The sequence below is a fragment of the Povalibacter sp. genome (assembly GCF_036520495.1).
Taxonomy (GTDB): Bacteria; Pseudomonadota; Gammaproteobacteria; order Steroidobacterales; family Steroidobacteraceae; genus Steroidobacter.
Genome location: NZ_DATDJO010000018.1, coordinates 277,249 through 295,550 on the forward strand (window position 1 = coordinate 277,249; position 18,302 = coordinate 295,550).

Below are 18,302 nucleotides of genomic sequence, written 5' to 3' on the forward strand. Positions count from 1 at the left end.
CGCAGCGCTTCTCTATGCTGGTAACGCATGAGAGGTCCCTTTCCCGCAGGTCATGTAGCCAGTTTTTTTTCCAGCGAAACTGATCGCGTACAGACAGTCGTCGATTTCATCCGCGACGGCATCGCCTGTGGTGATACCTGCCTGATCGTCGCGACACCCGAGCATCGCGACGTCATTCGTACGCAGCTGTGTCAGCGAAGCATCGATGTCCCCGCGTTGACGGCACGCTACCAGTACATCGAGCTCGATACCCGAACGCTGTTGTCCCAGTTCATGAACGGCTCGCGCTGCGATCGTCCGCGCTTCCATGCGCTCCTCGACACGCTGATGCGCCAGGCCGCGTCGCGCGGTCAGCCCGTGCGCGCACACAGCGAGACCGCGAATGTGCTGATCCAGGACGGTCTGCCGGACACGGCGATGGAACTCGAAGAACTCTGGAACGAGTTCAGCCGCGAGCATCGATTCACCCTGCTCTGCGGCTATTCGACAGCTGCCATCGACACCACCCGCAATCCGGGACGCCTTACCGAGCTCATTCGCGCACTGCACAGCCACGAGGTGTAACGACCCGCGGTGCGTGTGCTGGTGGGAAAGTCCCTGCTGCGGGCTTTGGATCGCCATTGTCAGAGCTCATCGGGACAGCCGATACTCGCGGCCCTTCCGCACGCCACTGGATGCCTGTGACCACGACCTCGATCATTCTGGGAACGCCGCTATCCGCCTCAGGCACCCGCGTCATGCTGCTGGGCGCCGGCGAACTGGGCAAGGAAGTGGCGATCGAGCTGCAACGCTTCGGCTGCGAAGTGATTGCAGTGGACCGCTATGCAAATGCGCCAGCGATGCAGGTGGCGCACCGCTCGCATGTGATCAATATGCTGGATGGTGCGGCGCTGCGCGCAGTGGTCGAACAGGAGCGGCCGCGGCTCATCGTGCCGGAGATCGAAGCGATCGCCACACCGACGCTGCTGGAACTGGAGGCGGAAGGATTCACCGTGATTCCCACCGCCCGCGCTGCGCGACTGACGATGGATCGTGAAGGCATCCGCCGGCTCGCGGCCGAGCAACTCCAGGTGCGAACCTCGCCCTATCGCTTCGCCGATACGCGCGAGGAATACGACGCTGCCGTGCGCGCGCTCGGCATGCCCTGCGTGGTCAAGCCGGTAATGAGTTCGTCCGGCAAGGGACAGAGCGTCGTGCGCACCGCGGCGGATATCCACCGGGCCTGGGAATACGCGCAGCAGGGCGGACGTGCCGGCAGCGGACGGATCATCGTCGAGGGCTTCGTCGCGTTCGACTACGAGATCACGCTGCTGACCGTGCGGCACAACGGTCAGACGAGTTTCTGTGATCCGATCGGACATCTGCAGATCGATGGCGACTACCGCGAATCCTGGCAACCGCAGCCGATGAGCGCCGCTGCGCTTGCAGAGTCGAAGCGCATTGCCGACGCAGTCACGACCGCACTCGGCGGCAACGGCCTGTTCGGGGTCGAACTCTTCGTTGCCGGCGATACGATCTATTTCAGCGAGGTGTCGCCGCGCCCGCATGACACGGGGCTCGTCACGCTGATCTCGCAGGATCTGTCGCAGTTCGCTCTGCACGCCCGCGCGATCCTCGGATTGCCGATTCCCGCGATCCGGCAGCGCGGACCGGCAGCCTCCTGTGCCCTGCTGGTCAGCGGCGACTCGAATGACATCGAGTTCGACAACGTCGCGGCTGCGCTGCGCGAGCCGGACACGGCGGTGCGGCTGTTCGGCAAGCCCGAAGTCCGCGGCCACCGCCGCATGGGCGTGTCGCTGGCACTCGGCGACAGCATCGATGCGGCGCGTGCCAAAGCCCGTGCAATGACCGGGACATTGCTGGCGGGTGTGCGGCTGAAGTGAGCAGCGCGTAGAAATCCCGATCGCCGCTGCACAAATTGTTGTCGATGAGCCGAGCTGAGGCGCACTCGACGCACCTCGCCCGGCGAGTTCGTATCTTTGTCCGATTTCGGACTTGCTCCTGACCGATCCCGCGCGACAATCGAGCGCCCTTCACAGACAGGATCGTCATGGCCATCGCTTCCGGGACCACCTCGAGCGCCGTCAGCGCCGAATCCGCTTACGCATGGCTCACTCCGGTGGAACTCCTGGCGCTCGGCGCCATCTGGGGCGCCTCCTTCATGTTCATGCGCATCGCGGCGCCGGACTTCGGCGCGCTGGCGCTCGTCGAAGTGCGACTGGTTCTCGGTGGCCTGATCCTGGCGCCGTTTCTCTGGCGCGAGCGCCGACATTTCTCGCGCAACCTCTGGTGGAAGATCGCCGGCATCGGCGCCATCAACTCCGCCATTCCTTTCGTCCTGTTCGCCTGGGCCGCACAACGCGCGCCCGCCGGCATCGGTGCCATCAGCAATGCGACCGCCGCGATGTTCACTGCGGTGATCGCCTTCGCATTCTTCGGCGAACGCATCAATTCGCGTCGTGCCATCGGCCTGGTTGCCGGATTCGCCGGCGTGGTGGTGCTGGCCAGCGGCAAGACCAGCGGGGAGAGCGTCTGGCCGGCCGCACTCGCGGGCACATTCGCGGCATTTCTTTACGGAGTCGGCGGCAATCTGCTGCGCAAGCATCTGTCGGGCATTCCTGCCGGCGCCAACGCGTCGGCAACACTGCTATGCGCCAGCCTGCTGCTCGCACCGCTGGCTATCACCCATTGGCCCGATCACGCGATCTCCGCCAGATCGTGGTTCAGCGCCGGCATGCTCGGCGTGGTCTGCACCGGCATCGCCTACATGCTGTTCTATCGCCTGATCTACCGCATCGGCGCACCGCGTGCATCGACTGTCACATACCTGATTCCGCTTTTCGGTGTGGCCTGGGCGTGGTTGCTGCTGGACGAGCCCGTCACCGCCAGCATGGCGCTGGCCTGCACATTGATCCTCGGCGGAGTGGCACTCAGTCAGCAGCGCACTGCGAAGAGTTAGTGGCTGAAGCACCGGATCAAGAGATAAAGATTTTCGACGGGGTAAACGGGCAATCCCGCGGATGGGGCGGACGAATTGTATTCGTCGCCCTCTCCTGCCGCCGTGTCACCTCGTGGAGATCTTCCGCTTTTCTGGCCTGACGCCGCTGCGATGCTCATCAGACGGACGATTGCCCGAACAGCGTCTCGTGACGCACGCAGATCGCCGGCCACAATGACGCGGCTTCGGGAACGTCGAGATCGAACTTCACACGCAGACACTCGACGAGTTCCTCCGCGGAGCTCAACACGGTCTTGTCGCCGCTTCCGGCGTTCATGCGAGTCAACACCCGACCGCGCAATCCCATGTGCGTGTCGCCGCGACGACGCTGCACGACCAGGTTCTGGACGAACGGCGACGCCGGATTCGTCTGCTGCCAATCGCATTTACTTGCCAGCAGCGCCTCGTCGGCCGGCACCGCCCGAAAGTCGAAACTGAAGGGCTCGCCATGCGCCTGCTCGAGGAAGCGCCAGTAGCCGTGCTCGATCTCCACCAGGTCGATACGGTACGGAGCATCCAGACGGCTGCCCGCGTGCAGCAATAGCGGACCCGCCAGACTGCCGCCGAAACCCACATCGGCCAGCCACGGTTGCTCCAGCCGCACGAGCAGACAGAGATGACCTCCGAGCTGGATGTCACCCATTGCTTCACGCATGACGCCGGCACTGAGACGCACGACATCAAAGCCGAGCTGCGTCAGCGCCCATCCGAACAATCCATTCTGCTCATAGCACCAGCCGCCCCGACGCTGCAGCACCAGCTTGTCGTAGATAGCCGGAAGATCGAGCGAGACCGGACGCCGCAATTGCACATCGAGGTTCTCGAACGGCACGGCCTCGCTATGCGCACGATGCAGCGCGCGCAGCGTGGCGAGGTCAGGCAGGCACGCTTCGCGAAAACCGATTCGATGCAGGTAGTGATCGATGTTCAAGGAGGAAGGGCCGGCCGCTGACAGCGGCGATCATATAAGGGCCGCGTGCGTAGTGCGTGAGAGGGAAGAACGGAGCCACACAAACCGCATACAGGATGTAGTGGTCCGAAGATCATTCTTCCCGCGGTCTTTTACCCGCGGGATTCCCGTTCGGTCAGGGCCGCGTTGCGTTCCGAGCGTCCGATTCCGTCCTTCGTTCGAACCGGATGCGATGCGCTTCAGACTTCCACAGTACGCAGGAACGCGTCGTCGACAGCCTGTTGCGGAGAACGACCTCGATCGTAGTAAGCCCGCCAGGCGTCCCAATCGATGTCGTTCTCGCCGATGTCCTGCAGCACTTCCGGGAAGTCGCTGCGGATCGCCGCTACCACATCACGCCGCCACAGTGTCCAGGTGTCGTCCACACCCTTTGAAATTGCGTAAGCCATCGTCGTCCTTCCGGGGATGATGCCGAGACTCATCCTGCCAACTGTTCATTGAGATCGCGTTACATTGGTGCCTTGTAACGCAACGACGCTTTCGGTGTTCCCGCACCGAGCGAGAATCGTTCGACCGCGCGGGGGCGCGAGATTCCATGATTTTTCGGTATACATCCATTACTTCTTCCCGACGCGAATTCATTCCTGAGATCTTTCCCTACAGGGGCGGGCACTTTTCGCGATCAATCCAGAGCGTCGTTGTGGTGACAACGTCAATCACGCGGCAGTCACGAGGCGGTAGCCTCGCTGCTGCGGCAGTGCAGCGAACGACAGCACCGCTGCAACCTCAGGAAAACAGCGCGCGCAGCAGATCGCTCAGACGATATCCCGCCAGGACAATTCGCAGCTCACCGGTCGAACGAGCATCACTGACGTAGTCGGGTGTCAATACCGTCGCATTCTGCGGCGACGCACCGGTGCGAAGATCACTGCGATAGACCTTGGCCGCGGCCAGATCGACACTCTCACTGCTCCATACTGCGATGTTCGTTGTCGCGCGCGCTGCCAATTGCGGAAATGCGGAGCGCGTCGATCTGGCACGCAGTGCGTTGGCGGTATCCAGGACGTCCGACGCCTCGCCCGTCCCCGGAACGATGCCGTCCCAGAAACCATGCAGCGTCTGCGGTTCGCTATCCGCTGTCTCGCGCACGAACTGCAACCCACCACCACGATCGCCTTCCGGAAATCGCAAGGAAAACAGATCGACCGCATGCAGTGGCTGATGCATGTCGCCAACGAGGTGGAAAATCCAGCACAGCGCCACCGCTCGCTCGGCAGCAGAGGCATTGCGATCTCCGGCCAGGCGCAGATTGAGCGCAAAGGCTTCGAGTGCCGCTCCCGACAGATGATTCCGCACGGCAGTGGTCGGCGGTTCGCGCGGATCGATCAGCGGCTTTCCGGAGTAGTGCCAGGTCGGATGATCGAACGGCGAGTTGCGGATATCGTCCGGCCAGCGCGCCATCTCCATGAACAGCCGACGGGTGCGCGCCTCGCCGGTGGCAGCGCCGAGCGCGACTTCGAACGTCCCGCGATCCGGGTGTTTCTCGAGGATGTCGGCGACCTGCGCTATGACGCGGGCATCGCTGCCTAGCAAATCCTCGTGGGCGATGGCACCCGTGACCATGTGGCCGGATCGCGACCAGGCATGCGACAGCGGCCCAGTACCCAGCAGCACCAGACCGAGCAGCAGGCCAAACAAGGGTTTCATGGGTATCGATATTGAAAGCGGGAGGAGGACCGAGAGTAACCGCATAGAACGCAAAGAGCGCATAGAAGTCGGATCTATGCGTTCTTTGCGGTCACCCCCGTTCTTACTCCGCGACGAGCTTGTAGCCCGCACCCGGCGTGGTCTGCAGCACCCGCGGCGACGCCGGATCGTCTTCCAGTTTCTTGCGCAGTCGATAGATGAGCTGCTTCAGCGTGCGGCGCTCGCGCAACGTGGCGCGTCCCCATACGTGATTGAGCAGTCGTTCGGCCGTCACAGTGCGACCCGGACTGGTCGCGAGCAGTTGCAGCGCCTTCACTTCCAGCGGCGTCAGGCTCAAGGGCGGCGCAGCGCCGATCCGCAGGGTGTGTTGTTCGAGATCGAGACGAATGTTGCCCGCATCGATCGAAGCCGGATTGATATTCGTACCGCGGCGGACGAGCGCGCGAACCCTGGCGATCAGCGCGCGTGGACTGAATGGCTTGCGCACGTAGTCGTCGGCGCCCGCGTCGATGGCGGCAACCAGGTCGTCTTCCTGATCGCGCACGCTCAGCATCATGATGGGAACGGTCGACGATTGGCGGATCGTGACGCAGACCTCGAGCCCGTTCGGCGGCGGCATGTTGACGTCGAGCAATACCAGATCGGGGCGCTGGGTCGCGAATGCCTGCAGCGCCGAGCGACCATCCGCCGCCGAGCACACGTTGAATCCGGCCTGGCGCAGCGAAAAGCCAATCAGTGCCCGCAGATCGGCGTCGTCATCCGCAATGAGGATGTTCAGGGATCGCGACGGTGGTTCGGTATCGACATCCATGTCAGGAACGCTCGCTTGCCAGTAGCGCCGCCAGCGCCTCGGCATGCGTGCGCAGCTCGCCGACGGCTGTTGCCTCCCAATGATCCGCCCGCAGCATCGGTCCCACATAGAACAGGTGCGGACCCGGCCAGCCGTCGGCATCGATCACCGCACCCTTCGGTCCGGTACGCAATCCGAGCCCCAGGTTGTCGGGTACGCACAGACCGCGTTGCAGCAGACTGCGCCACAACGGTTCGGACGAGCGCGCGATGGAATAGTCGGGTCCGGTGCAATTGATGACCTTGTCGACGGTCAACGATGTCGACTGCGAGCCATGACGCGGACGCCAGGTGACCTCGATGCTGCCGGCCCGTGGTTCGAAGCGCTGAATGCGGCCGGCGTGGATCTGCAGCTGACCCGCGTTGCGCAAGCCATCGATGCGTTGCAGGATTTCCGGCGGTAGTCGATGCCGATGTACGTCCCACTGCGCGCGCAGATGGCGCAGGAAGCGTTCGCGATCCCGCTCCGGCATGCGCTGCCAGATCGTCGGCGCCATATGACGCACGAACGTGATGGCTTCACGCCAGTCGCCGCCGCACTTCTCCGCTTCGGTCGCGAGCAGACGCACTGCACTCGCCAGACCGCGCAGCGAACGCGAGGCCGCCAGCAGCAACGCATTGCCATCACCGCGAAATGCTTCAGGTCGAAATGGTGTCTGACGTGGCGGCAACAGTCCGTGCCGCGACAACGCATGGATCTTCGGCGTTGACTGTCGGTCGACGGATGCAATGTTGACGATGTCCGCCATCGTCAGACCCGTGCCGATCAGCAGCACTGTCTCGTGTCGCGCGAACCGCAGCTCCTTCGACCACGGGTCGGCCACGTAGCCCGGATGATCGGCAATGGCGGCGGCGGCCGGTAACGATGCGGGCTTGGGATTGCCGAGTGCCAGCACGACATCGTCGGCGGTGAGCTTGCGCCCATCGGTGAGTTCCAGCTGCAGCGGTAAATGGCGTTCGAGTCGACGAACGCCGCTGACATCGCCGCGCCAGACTTCCAGCCGGATGTGGCGCGGCGCACTCAGATCAGCTGCCAGCAGGACCTGCTGCAGGTACTCGCCATACAACGCGCGCGGCAGGAAATCCTCGGCCGTGGCCGCAGGAACGCGTTCCTGCGCGAACTGCAGAAACTCGCGCGGCGCGAGAGAATTCGCCGACATACGGCCGGCCGGCACATTCAACAGAAACGGAAAGCCCCGGTCCGCGTACGCCGCGCCACGACCGACGACCTCATTCCGCTCGATGAGTACCAGACGCGTCGGCCCGCTCGGCGGGCGGCGCAGCAAATTCGCTGCAAGCAACGTCCCGCTGAATCCGCCGCCAACTATCGCAATCGTGCGCAACAATCCCGCCAATCAAAATCTCCACCAGCCTGTTACCGACAGGTTAGGCGAAGGACGGTATCAAGTAAGTAACGCGGCGGTGAAAGGTCGGTTGGAAGAACGAAGAGAAAACGAAGAGAAGGAGATGTACACAAAGGAGCACAAGAAAGCACCAGACGCTCCGGTTGGATCGGATCAAGCAATTGGCCCGTTTCCTGTGTGTCCTTTGTGCTCTTTTTGCGCTCTCTTGTGTACCGCCTGATTTACTCCACGACCAGCTTGTATCCCGCGCCGGGTGCGGTCTGGAGCATGTCGGGATTCGTCGGATCGACTTCGATTTTCTGGCGCAGGCGGTGCACGAGCTGCTTGAGAAGCTGACGATCGCCGGAGCCTTTGTGTCCCCACACCTGCATCAGCAGGCGATCGGAACTGACGGTATGACCTGCGTTGGCGATCAGCATCTGCAACAGGCGCAGTTCGAGCTTGGTCAGGCGCACCGGCGAATTGCCGCCGACCTGCACGGTATGTTCTTCGACATCGAGTTTGACGCGGCCGGCGGCGAGCGGCGCAGAGTTCTCCATCCCGGCGCGGCGCAGCAATGCTTTTACGCGCGCCAGAAGCGTGCGCGGGCTGAACGGTTTCGTCAGATAGTCATCAGCGCCGAGTTCCAGCGCCTTGACCAGGTCTTCTTCCTCGCCACGCACGGTCAGCATCATCACCGGGACGCGCGACTTGGAGCGTACGGCCTCGCACACCTGGAAGCCGCTGGCGCCCGGCATGTTGATGTCGAGAATCACGAGGTCCGGCGATTCGGCATCGAAGGCTTTGATCGCCGCCTGGCCATCGCTGGCCTTGACCACGAGATAGCCGGCCTGCGACAGCGTGAATGCGATCAGCGCCAGCAGGTCCTTGTCGTCGTCGGCGGAGAGAATTTTCATGGCTGCAGAGTCACGAGGGTGACGAAAGTGACGAAGGTAGCGAGGGACCAGAGTAATGAAGACGACGCAGCCACCGCATTCGCAAATGGCATATAGGTGTAACCGTATTGTCTCCGGCTTTCGCCACCTGCGTCACTCCGCTTTGGCCTGCGGCAGCTCGACCACGAAGCGCGTCCTGCCATCGCGGCGTTCCGCATGGATCGAACCTTCATGCCGGTTGATGATGGACTTGACGATCCACAGACCGAGACCCAGGCCACCGGGCTCGGGCTCCTCATCGGCGCCGCGATAGAAGCGCTCGAAAATCGAACCGGTTTCGATCTCGGGCACACCCGTACCTTCGTCTTCCACCCATACGGTCACGACGCCGTCTGCCGCCGATGCGCCGATGCGCACCACGCTGTCTTCGGGCGCGTACTTGCTGGCATTTGCCATCAGGTTCACGAACACCTGGGTGAGCCGCGGTCCGTCGCCATCGACGTTCGGCAGATCGTCGGGAAGCGCCAGCTCCAGCGTCTGCCGACGCTGCCTGAGCAGGGCGCCGATCAATATGTCCGCGTCCTCGATGATTTCGCTGATCGAGACATCCTGATGACGGATGCCGAGCTGGCCGGATTCGATGCGCACGCTTTCGAGCAGGTTGTCGATGAGACGTGTCAGCCGCAGCGCGCCACGCTCCAGCGACAGCACCAGTTCCTTCTGATCGTCGCCCGACATCGTGTCCATGCCCTCGCGCAGCAGCTCGATCGATGCCAGCTGCGCCGCCAGCGGCGTGCGGAACTCGTGCGAGATATTGGCGAGCACCGAATCGCGCGCGCGGCGCACGCCTTCCAGCTCGGTTTCATCGCGGATCACCTGCACCTGCAGATCGTCGACCGGGGACGCGCTGGTGATGATCGCCGTGCGTGGCGTGCCTTCGCGCAGATTGAGTCGTTCGGTCGCCTGCGAACTGCCTTCCGCACGTGCACGCAGGATCGGGCAATTGCTTTCGCAGGGACGCACGCCGTTCTCGGCGCACGGCTTCAACACATCGCCGCAGAAGCGGCCGATGGCCTCGTGCGCCTGTACGCCCAGCAGCCGTGCCGCCTGCGGATTGAGATAGCGAATGACACGCGACTTGTCGACGGCGTACACGCCTTCGACGATGCCGCCCAGCACCGCCTGCGCTTCGGCTTCGCGGCGACGCAACGCACCCGTGAGTTCCACGAGGTTGTTACGCATGTCTTCCATGGTGCGGCCAAGCTTGCCGACCTCCTTGGTGCCGCCGACCGGAATCGACGTCGAGAAATCGCCGTGACCCAGACGTTCGGCAGCTTCGGTCAGCGTACTCACTGGACCTGCGACCTGCTGACCCAGTATCACGCCAGCCAGCACCGCGAGCGCAGCGAGGATGACGGCGGTAATGAGCAATCGTCGGACCAGGCTACCGACGGATTCGTCGATGTCACTCGCCGGCAGACGCGCCTCCAGCAATGCGATCGCTTCACCGGTCGAGGCGAACACCGGGAAGCTTGCGGCGTACAGATCCTCGCTTTCGATACGCGCCACCGCGGACCGTCCATCCGACAGGCCTGCCGAGTGCAGTCGCGTGTAATCGTCGACCTTCTTGCTGCCGACGAAATTGCGATAGCCGATCAGCCGGATCTGCAGGCCGACACGATCGGTCAGCGCGCGCCCCAGCTTGTCGTCGAACAAGCGTGCCACGTACAGACGTCGCTCGGTCGCGCCGCCGATCTGCGCCGAGGCACCCAGCACTGGATAGGGCGCATCGGCCGCTGTCACCAGAAAGCGCTCGCCCTGCTCCGCACCGGTCTCGGCAATCTCCACCCAGGGCAGCGGGACGCCGGCCTGCGCCACCAGATTCCTGCCTTCGAACACCGCGCACGACGTGATCGTGTCGCTGTTGCAGGAGCGGCGCAGATAGGGACCGATGGCCGCGGCTTGCCGGTTGGCCAGCAGACGCTGCAGCGTGGCCCGCTCCGCGACGGTCTTGGCCTGAACCAGCGCATCCTCGCCGTAGCGGCGCAGATCTTCGCGCGCCATGGCGCCAGCGAGCTGGACGCGTGATTTGCCCTGCTGATCGGCGAGATCGCGCAGCGAGCCGATGGCCGAGATGGAAATGCCGCCCACGACCAGCACCACGATCGCGACGTTGATAGCCGCGATCCAGAAGCCAAGACTGGCTCGCGACGTGTCGATCTGCAGTTGATCGATGAATTGCTGAAGACGGGACAACATGCAGAAGGAACCGCTACCGACTGGCTGCGCAGAGAATCGTCATGGTGCTAGCTCTTGCTGGATCCGCTGCGCCATTCCACCAGCGACTTGATGATCAGGGTGACCACCGCCAGCAGCGTCAGGAGCGAAGCCACGGCGAAGGCGCCGACGAAGTTGTACTCGTTATATAGGATTTCCACGTGCAGCGGCATCGTGGTGGTGAGACCGCGGATGTGGCCGGAGACCACGGACACCGCGCCGAACTCACCCATGGCGCGCGCATTGCAGAGGATGACGCCGTAGACCAGACCCCAGCGGATCTTCGGCAGCGTCACGTGGAAGAAGGTCATCAGCCCGCCCGCACCCAGTGTGATGGCCGCCTCTTCCTCGTCATTGCCGAGCTGCTGCATCAGGGGGATCAGTTCGCGCGCCACGTACGGAAACGTCACGAACATGGTGGCGAGCACGATCCCCGGCAGCGCGAAAATGATGCTGATGTCGTTCTCCTGCAGCCACAGGCCGAACCAGCCCTGCATGCCGAACAGCAGCACGTAGATCAGGCCGGAAATCACCGGCGACACCGCGATGGGCAGATCGATGAGCGTGATCAGGATGCTCTTGCCCTTGAACTCGAACTTGGCGATCGACCAGGCGGCGGCGATGCCGAAGACCGTGTTGACCGGGACCACGATCGCCGCGGTGATCAGCGTGAGCCGGATGGCCGCCAGCGTATCGGGGTCTTTGAAACTGTCGAAGTACAGCGCGAAACCCTTGCTGAGCGCCGTCGCGAACACCGTGATCAGCGGTGCGAACAGCAGGGCTGCAAGGAACAGCAGCGACAAGCCGATGAACACCGCCTTGATCAGCGTGCTCACAAACGTGTCGCGGCCCGGACGGCTCGCGAGTTCGGCCAGCAGTGCCTTGGACGGCCCGTGCGCCATCAGCGTCCTGCCGCCACGTGCCGGCGGCGCCCCCAGGTCTGCAGCAGGTTGATCGACAACAGCATCACGAACGAGATCACGAGCATCAGGAAGCCGATGGCGGCGGCGCCGACATAGTCGAACTGTTCCAGCTTGATGACGATCAGGAGCGGCGCGATCTCGGTCTTCATCGGCAGGTTACCGGCAATGAAGATCACCGAGCCGTACTCGCCGACGCCGCGTGCGAAGGCCATCGTGAATCCGGTCAGCAGTGCCGGCATGACGGTCGGCAGGATGATGCGGCGAAAAATGGTGAAGCGGCCGGCGCCGAGCGTTTCGGCGGCGTCTTCCAGATCGCGCTGCACTTCGAGCAGCGCCGGTTGCACCGAGCGTACGACGAACGGCAAGCCGATGAGCGTCAGTGCCACCACCACGCCGATCCAGGTGTAGGCCACCTTGATGCCGAACGGCGCGAGGTGCTCGCCGATCCAGCCGTTCTCGGCGAACACGGCGGTCAATGCGATACCCGATACCGCGGTCGGCAGCGCGAAGGGCATATCGATCAATGCGTCGATGAACTTGCGACCCGGGAAGTCATAGCGCACCAGCGTCCACGCGATCACGAACCCGAACACGGCATTGAACATCGCCGCAAGGAACGACGCGCCGAAGCTCAGCCGGAACGATGCCAGCACGCGCGGATCGAACAGCACTGCCAGGAAATCGCGCCATCCCATGGTGGCGGTCTTCATGACGAGCGCGGTGAGCGGTATCAGCACCAGCGCACACAGGAAGAACACGGAAAATCCCAGCGTCAGGCCAAAGCCGGGCAACACCGATGGTTGGCGAACGGAGGAATACATGCGCGGACTAGCGGCAACCGGCCAAGGGCCGACGACTGGCCAAACCAATAAGAGTCCAGGAGACCGTCCTCACTTGCCACCCGCCTTGTAGATCAGATCGAAGACTCCGCCATCGGCGAAGTGCGTCTCGTGTGCAGCGCTCCAGCCGCCGAACGCCTCATCGATGGTGAAGGTCGGCACGGCGGGGAACAGTTCGCTGTAGCGTTCCAGCACCTGCGCGTTGCGCGGGCGGAAGTAATGTTTCGCGACGATGTCCTGGCCCGCATCCGAATACAGATGCTGCAGATAGGCCTGGGCGACCTGTCGCGTGCCGCGTCGATCGACCACGGTATCGACGACCGCGACCGGCGGTTCCGCCAGGATGGTGATGGACGGCACGACGATCTCGACCTTGTCGGGACCGAGTTCGCGCAGCGCCAGCAATGCTTCGTTTTCCCATGCAATCAGCACGTCGCCGATCTCACGCTGCACGAACGTGTTGGTGGAGGCGCGCGCGCCGCTGTCCAGCACCGGTGTATGACGGTAGATGTCGCTCACGAACTTCCGGGCCGCGGCCTGCGCCTGCTCCACCTGCACAACGGCCTCCGGATCGTCCAGCTTCGACCAGTCGCCGAGTTGGCGATGCAACTCGTAACCCCACGCAGCCAGGTAGTTCCAGCGCGCGCCACCGGAGGTCTTGGGATTCGGCGTCACGACACTGATCCCATCGCGAATCAGGTCCGGCCAGTCACGGATCTGCTTCGGATTGCCCTTGCGGACCAGGAACACGATGGTCGAGGTGTAGGGTGCGCTGTTGTCTGCAAAGCGCGTCTGCCAGTTGGCACCGAGCCGCTTGCCCTTCACCTGGATGGAGTTGATGTCGTAGGCGAGCGCCAGCGTGACCACGTCGGCTGCGAGTCCATCGATCACCGCACGTGCCTGGCTGCCCGAACCGCCGTGCGATTGCTTGACGGTGACGCGCTGTCCCGTCCGTTGCTGCCAGTCGCGCGAGAAATCCTCGTTGAAATCGCGGTACAGCTCGCGCGTCGGATCGTAGCTGACATTGAGAATCGTGACGGCAGCGTCGCCGTCGGTCGCGTCGCCGCCCGAGCCGCAGCCCGCCGTTACTGCAGCCAGCAGCGCCGCGAGCATGAACCTGGAAAATGGTCTCATCGTTCAGACGCTCCGCCGTGTGCAACAGGCCGATAAACGATCATCAGCGGATGGGTCAACGGCCCCGTGAACAGGGCGGAAAAATTCTTGTGCAGATCCGCGATGTCCGACAAGCCGAGAATCAGCATCTGCTCCGGTGCCTCACTCAACTGACGGCGCAGCTCGTCGGCCGCGGCGCCAAAGCGCAGTTCGGTACGCATTTCCAGGCCATGGATGGCCTGCGCTTCCGAGCGCGCATCCAGCAGCGTGCGCATGCCGAGCGGACGCTGCGCGTCGCCAGCGCCGTGAGGGAGGATACCGACGTACACGGCCTCGGCCGGCACGTGGCGCAACAGGCTCGCCGCCACCGCGAGTGTCGGCCGGCGCGCGGAGTCGTCCGCCCAGTGAATCAGCACACGCTGCGGCGGAACCAGTTCGTCCGGCAGCACCAGCACTTCGGCGGCGCCATTGCGCAGCAACCACTCGATCTGCGCAGCGACGTCACGCCGCGGCGCGATCACCGCCACACCGGAAATCGCCGTCGCGGCATTGCCCGCCGCAGGATTCTCCAGCGCGGGTTCGACACGCGAGACGACGCGCGTCTTCATGCGATTCGCGAGTTCCAGCAGCAATGGATTTTTTGCCAGCGCCTCCGCGGCTGCAGCATCCGCTGCGCATGCGGTGTAGCTCGACAGCGGGGTGGGCAGCACATGAATGCGGCGCACGCCCATCGCCACCGACTGGCCGACGCTCAACGGAAACACACGCTGTTCGTGCTGCGTGCGAGTGACATCGAGCACCGCCGCGTTGCCGCTCTCGGCCGCAGGTCGTGCGATCTGTGCGTCCGCGGCGCCGTCGGTCAGGCGAATGCGCAGTCGTTCGAACGCGCCGGTAAACACCATCTCCTCGATGGTGCCGTGTCCCAGGTAGCCCACTCGCAGGTTGTCGCGCGTCGGAGCGATCTCCACTTCTTCGGGACGCAGCACGGCCACGACTTCATGCTCGCGCCCGCTGTCGAATTTCTCCAGCGCGCGCGCATTGACGGGCGTCGCGCCGAAGCGGATCCCCTGCGCCGTCTGTCGCGCCAGCAGGAGGTTTGCCGCGCCGAGGAACGTCGCGACGAAGCGCGTCGCCGGGCGGGCATACAGTTCGTCGGGCCGCCCGCATTCGAGCAGTCGGCCGAGATTCATCACGCCGATGCGATCCGCCAGTGCAAAGGCCTCTTCCTGATCGTGTGTCACGAGCACCGTGGTGATGTTGAGTTCGCGCTGTACCTGGCGGATGGTGCGGCGCAGTTCTTCGCGGATCTTCGCGTCCAGCGCGCCAAACGGCTCATCCAGCAGCAGCACCTGCGGCTTGTGCGCCAGCGCGCGGGCCACGGCCACCCGCTGCTGTTGTCCGCCCGACAGCTGGCTCGGCAGGCGATCGTCCATGCCCTCGAGCGCCACCAGCCGCAACAGCTCCTTGCGACGGGCCTGGCGTTCCGCGGTCTTCATGCGCCGTACGCGCAGGGCGAACTCGATGTTGTCGCCAATGGTCATGTGCCGGAACAGGGCGTAGTTCTGGAAGACCAGCCCGACGCCGCGCTGCCGCGCCGACATGTATGTGACATCGTGGCCGTGCAGGGCAATACGACCGTGATCGACACCGGTCAGACCCGCGATGGCGCGCAGCAGCGTGCTCTTGCCACTGCCGCTGGGACCCAGGAGTACGAAGAATTCGCCTTCGCCGACTTCGACGGAGACGTCGTTGACGACAGGGGATCCCTGATACCGTTTGGTAACTTGGTCGAGGGTGATAGACATAGGGTGCGCGAGCTTACCGGCCTGCAGGTAGCAGGGTCAGTCTCCAAGAGGTGACAAAGCGGTTACAAAACCGGATGACTCCGGCAATGAAAGTGACGATAGTCACCCGGTTTCGGCGAGTCGTGACCGGTGCGCGGCTGGCGTCGCAGTCCTTCTCCTCGTCACTATCGCCATTTCGTGACCTGTCGTATTCAAGATTTCCCATGCTGCCCACCTACGAAAAACTCGGCTCCTTCTATCTCGGCCGCGAAGTCGATCCGGCCAGCGGCGCGGACAAGCCCGATCTTCTTCTATATGACTCGCGCGACCTGACGACCCATGCCGTGTGCGTCGGCATGACGGGCAGCGGCAAGACCGGCCTGTGCCTGTCGTTGCTGGAGGAAGCCGCGATCGATGGCATCCCGACGATTGCGATCGACCCGAAAGGTGACATCGGCAATCTGCTGCTGACGTTCCCGCAGTTGCGTCCCGAGGATTTCGCCCCGTGGGTCGACGCGGGCGAGGCAGCTCGCAAGGGAATGAGTACCGAGGCTTATGCCGCCTCGACCGCGGATACCTGGCGTAAAGGGCTTGCGGACTGGGAACAGGACGGTGAGCGCATTCAACGCTTTCGTGACACGGCCGAAGTCGCGGTCTACACACCCGGCAGCACGGCGGGCCGGCCGCTGTCCGTGCTGCGTTCCTTCAGCGCTCCCGATCCGGCGCTGCGCGCCGATGCCAGTGCGCTGCGTGAACGCATCGGTTCGACCGTTGCGGGCCTGTTGAGCCTGGTCGGCATCCAGGCCGATCCCTTGCAGAGCCGCGAGCACATCCTGCTCTCGACCCTCCTCGAGCAGGCCTGGAGCAACGGTCGCGATCTCGACCTGGCCGCGTTGATCCAGGGCATTCAGAAGCCTGGCTTCGACAAGGTCGGCGTCTTCGACCTGGAGACCTTCTACCCGGCGAAGGAACGCCTGCAACTGGCGATGTCCCTCAACAACCTGATCGCCTCGCCGGCGTTCGGCGCGTGGATGCTGGGTGAAGCGCTCGATGTACAGCGCCTGCTGTTCACCGAGTCAGGCAAGCCGCGCATCGCCGTCATTTCCATCGCGCACCTGAGCGATGCCGAACGCATGTTCGTCGTCACGCTGCTGCTCGGAGAAATCGTCGCCTGGATGCGCCGGCAGTCCGGCACCTCGAGCCTGCGCGCGCTCTTCTACATGGACGAAATCTTCGGCTACTTCCCGCCAACGGCCATGCCGCCATCGAAGCAGCCACTGCTGACGTTGATGAAGCAGGCACGCGCGTTCGGTCTCGGCGTCGTGCTGGCAACGCAGAATCCGGTGGATCTCGACTACAAGGGACTCTCCAATGCCGGTACCTGGTTCATCGGCCGGCTGCAGACCGAACGCGACAAGGCGCGCGTCATCGACGGACTGCTGAGCGCCGGCGATGGATTGAGCAAGAGCGAACTCGAGTCGTTGCTCGCCAATCTCACTGGCCGCGTCTTCCTCATGCGCAATGCTCACGACGATGCCCCCGTGCTGTTCCGCACACGCTGGGCCCTGTCGTATTTGCGCGGACCGCTGACGTTGCCGGAGATCGCGCGACTCGCGCCGCCGGTAACTGCCTCCGCAACACCCACTCGCAATGTGACGCCGCAAGCCACGGACAGCGCCAGCAAACCCGTCATCCCTGCGGCAATCGACGAGTACTACCTGACTCGCCGTACGGGGGCGCCTTACGTTCCCCACGTGCTCGGTCTGGTGCGGATGCATTTCGTGAATGCGCCTGCCGGCATCGATGTATGGGAGACACGCTCCTACCTCGTCGCTATCGATGGCGACGCGCCCGACTGGTCGCAGGCGCAGATCGGTGGGGATTTGAAGGACCAGTTGCAGACGACCGGTGCAGCGGATGCGCCTCATGCAGAAGTTCCGGCTGCGCTGTTGCGCGTCGATAACTACAAATCCTGGGGCAAGCAGCTCGCCGCCCATGTCTATGAAACAGCCGGACTCGCCGTGTTTCGCAATGCTGCACTGGGAATCGCTTCCGCTGCGGGGATGTCCGAGGCCGATTTTCGCGCGCGCATCGCGCTCAACTTGCGCGAGAAGCGTGACGGGGCGGTCGAGGCGCTACGCAAGAAGTACGCGCCGCGCCGCGCCACGCTGCAGGATCAGATCCGTCGCGGGGAGGACCGGGTGCAACGGGAGAGCTCGCAGCTTTCGCAACAGAAGATGTCGACGGCCATCAGCATCGGCACCTCCATTCTCGGCGCCTTTCTCGGGCGCAAGAAGGTCAGCGTCGGCAACCTCGGGCGCGTCGGCACAGCGGCGCGCAGCGCCGGACGCATCGGCCGTGAAAGCGACGATGTGTCGCGTGCACAGGAAAGCGTCGAAGTGCTGAAGCAGCGTTACGCGGATCTGGAGAACGAATTCGAACAGGAAACCAGCCGCCTGCACGGGGAGTTCGATCCGGCCGCAGCAGCAATCGACCAGGTGCAGATCAAACCGCGCAAATCAGACATCGACGTGACGACGATGGCGCTGGTGTGGGTTGCCGAATGATTGAAGTCGGACAAAGATCTCCACGGGGGATACGGGGTAACACGGGGCAAGAACAGAATGCATTCTCTACCCGTGTAACCCCGTGGACTCCTCGGT

General features: G+C 63.7%; 15 protein-coding genes. 4 read left to right on the forward strand and 11 right to left on the reverse strand.

What is annotated here, in order from left to right; genetic code table 11:
• Positions 1-27 precede the first annotated feature (27 nt).
• From VIZ63_RS06510 to VIZ63_RS06520, 3 genes are all read left to right on the forward strand, one after another.
• Complete coding sequence (locus tag VIZ63_RS06510; protein WP_331608721.1) at positions 28-564, forward strand: MEDS domain-containing protein; 537 nt, start codon at positions 28-30, stop codon at positions 562-564.
• Positions 565-695: 131 nt separating this feature from the next.
• Entirely contained in the window at positions 696-1,883 is a 1,188-nt protein-coding gene (gene purT / locus VIZ63_RS06515; protein ID WP_349261139.1) for a formate-dependent phosphoribosylglycinamide formyltransferase, read from the forward strand.
• Positions 1,884-2,050: 167 nt separating this feature from the next.
• A complete protein-coding gene (locus VIZ63_RS06520; RefSeq protein ID WP_331608723.1) occupies positions 2,051-2,959 on the forward strand; it encodes a DMT family transporter in 909 nt (302 codons plus the stop codon).
• 157 nt (positions 2,960-3,116) lie between these two features.
• Here VIZ63_RS06520 and VIZ63_RS06525 read toward each other — a convergent pair whose 3' ends face one another.
• The 11 genes from VIZ63_RS06525 to VIZ63_RS06575 all read right to left on the reverse strand — a co-directional run bounded on the left by VIZ63_RS06525 (position 3,117) and on the right by VIZ63_RS06575 (position 15,660).
• A complete protein-coding gene (locus VIZ63_RS06525) occupies positions 3,117-3,929 on the reverse strand; it encodes an arylamine N-acetyltransferase family protein (RefSeq protein WP_331608724.1) in 813 nt (270 codons plus the stop codon).
• Between the two features lie 218 nt (positions 3,930-4,147).
• Positions 4,148-4,357, reverse strand: coding sequence for a hypothetical protein (locus VIZ63_RS06530; RefSeq protein ID WP_331608725.1), 210 nt, complete (start codon positions 4,355-4,357; stop codon positions 4,148-4,150).
• 337 nt (positions 4,358-4,694) lie between these two features.
• On the reverse strand, positions 4,695-5,615 hold the full coding sequence (locus tag VIZ63_RS06535) for a S1/P1 nuclease (protein ID WP_331608726.1): 921 nt from the start codon (positions 5,613-5,615) through the stop codon (positions 4,695-4,697).
• A 103-nt stretch (positions 5,616-5,718) separates the two neighbouring features.
• Complete coding sequence (locus VIZ63_RS06540; protein ID WP_331608727.1) at positions 5,719-6,426, reverse strand: response regulator transcription factor; 708 nt, start codon at positions 6,424-6,426, stop codon at positions 5,719-5,721.
• Between the two features lies 1 nt (position 6,427).
• A complete protein-coding gene (locus tag VIZ63_RS06545) occupies positions 6,428-7,819 on the reverse strand; it encodes an FAD/NAD(P)-binding protein (RefSeq protein ID WP_331608728.1) in 1,392 nt (463 codons plus the stop codon).
• 230 nt (positions 7,820-8,049) lie between these two features.
• On the reverse strand, positions 8,050-8,724 hold the full coding sequence (locus tag VIZ63_RS06550; RefSeq protein WP_331608729.1) for a response regulator transcription factor: 675 nt from the start codon (positions 8,722-8,724) through the stop codon (positions 8,050-8,052).
• 132 nt (positions 8,725-8,856) lie between these two features.
• Positions 8,857-10,962: a sensor histidine kinase gene (locus VIZ63_RS06555; protein WP_331608730.1), complete on the reverse strand. Its 2,106-nt coding sequence runs from the start codon at positions 10,960-10,962 to the stop codon at positions 8,857-8,859.
• A gap of 47 nt (positions 10,963-11,009) precedes the next feature.
• The gene (gene cysW / locus VIZ63_RS06560; RefSeq protein ID WP_331608731.1) at positions 11,010-11,882 is read right to left on the reverse strand and encodes a sulfate ABC transporter permease subunit CysW; all 873 of its coding nucleotides are present in this window, start codon (positions 11,880-11,882) and stop codon (positions 11,010-11,012) included.
• Positions 11,882-12,724 (reverse strand): sulfate ABC transporter permease subunit CysT, encoded by an 843-nt coding sequence (cysT, locus tag VIZ63_RS06565; RefSeq protein ID WP_331608732.1) that lies wholly within the window; start codon positions 12,722-12,724, stop codon positions 11,882-11,884. Before cysT ends, cysW begins: the two co-directional genes overlap by 1 nt.
• Positions 12,725-12,793: 69 nt before the next feature.
• The gene (locus VIZ63_RS06570) at positions 12,794-13,876 is read right to left on the reverse strand and encodes a sulfate ABC transporter substrate-binding protein (RefSeq protein ID WP_331608733.1); all 1,083 of its coding nucleotides are present in this window, start codon (positions 13,874-13,876) and stop codon (positions 12,794-12,796) included.
• Positions 13,873-15,660, reverse strand: coding sequence for an ABC transporter ATP-binding protein (locus VIZ63_RS06575; RefSeq protein ID WP_331608734.1), 1,788 nt, complete (start codon positions 15,658-15,660; stop codon positions 13,873-13,875). The genes VIZ63_RS06570 and VIZ63_RS06575 overlap by 4 nt, the downstream gene beginning before the upstream one ends.
• Positions 15,661-15,863: 203 nt before the next feature.
• Between VIZ63_RS06575 and VIZ63_RS06580 the strand changes: the two genes are divergently transcribed.
• Entirely contained in the window at positions 15,864-18,206 is a 2,343-nt protein-coding gene (locus VIZ63_RS06580) for a hypothetical protein (protein WP_331608735.1), read from the forward strand.
• The last annotated feature ends 96 nt before the right edge of the window (positions 18,207-18,302 follow it).

Excerpts from the sequence above, each read along its gene's own strand:
- VIZ63_RS06510 (WP_331608721.1), top strand. The coding sequence starts at position 28 with ATGAGAGGTCCCTTTCCCGCAGGTCATGTAGCCAGTTTTTTTTCCAGC.
- VIZ63_RS06520 (WP_331608723.1), top strand. The coding sequence starts at position 2,051 with ATGGCCATCGCTTCCGGGACCACCTCGAGCGCCGTCAGCGCCGAATCC.
- VIZ63_RS06530 (WP_331608725.1), bottom strand. The coding sequence starts at position 4,357 with ATGGCTTACGCAATTTCAAAGGGTGTGGACGACACCTGGACACTGTGG.
- VIZ63_RS06535 (WP_331608726.1), bottom strand. The coding sequence starts at position 5,615 with ATGAAACCCTTGTTTGGCCTGCTGCTCGGTCTGGTGCTGCTGGGTACT.
- VIZ63_RS06540 (WP_331608727.1), bottom strand. The coding sequence starts at position 6,426 with ATGGATGTCGATACCGAACCACCGTCGCGATCCCTGAACATCCTCATT.
- VIZ63_RS06550 (WP_331608729.1), bottom strand. The coding sequence starts at position 8,724 with ATGAAAATTCTCTCCGCCGACGACGACAAGGACCTGCTGGCGCTGATC.
- VIZ63_RS06555 (WP_331608730.1), bottom strand. The coding sequence starts at position 10,962 with ATGTTGTCCCGTCTTCAGCAATTCATCGATCAACTGCAGATCGACACG.
- cysW (WP_331608731.1), bottom strand. The coding sequence starts at position 11,882 with ATGGCGCACGGGCCGTCCAAGGCACTGCTGGCCGAACTCGCGAGCCGT.
- cysT (WP_331608732.1), bottom strand. The coding sequence starts at position 12,724 with ATGTATTCCTCCGTTCGCCAACCATCGGTGTTGCCCGGCTTTGGCCTG.
- VIZ63_RS06570 (WP_331608733.1), bottom strand. The coding sequence starts at position 13,876 with ATGAGACCATTTTCCAGGTTCATGCTCGCGGCGCTGCTGGCTGCAGTA.
- VIZ63_RS06575 (WP_331608734.1), bottom strand. The coding sequence starts at position 15,660 with ATGTCTATCACCCTCGACCAAGTTACCAAACGGTATCAGGGATCCCCT.
- VIZ63_RS06580 (WP_331608735.1), top strand. The coding sequence starts at position 15,864 with ATGCTGCCCACCTACGAAAAACTCGGCTCCTTCTATCTCGGCCGCGAA.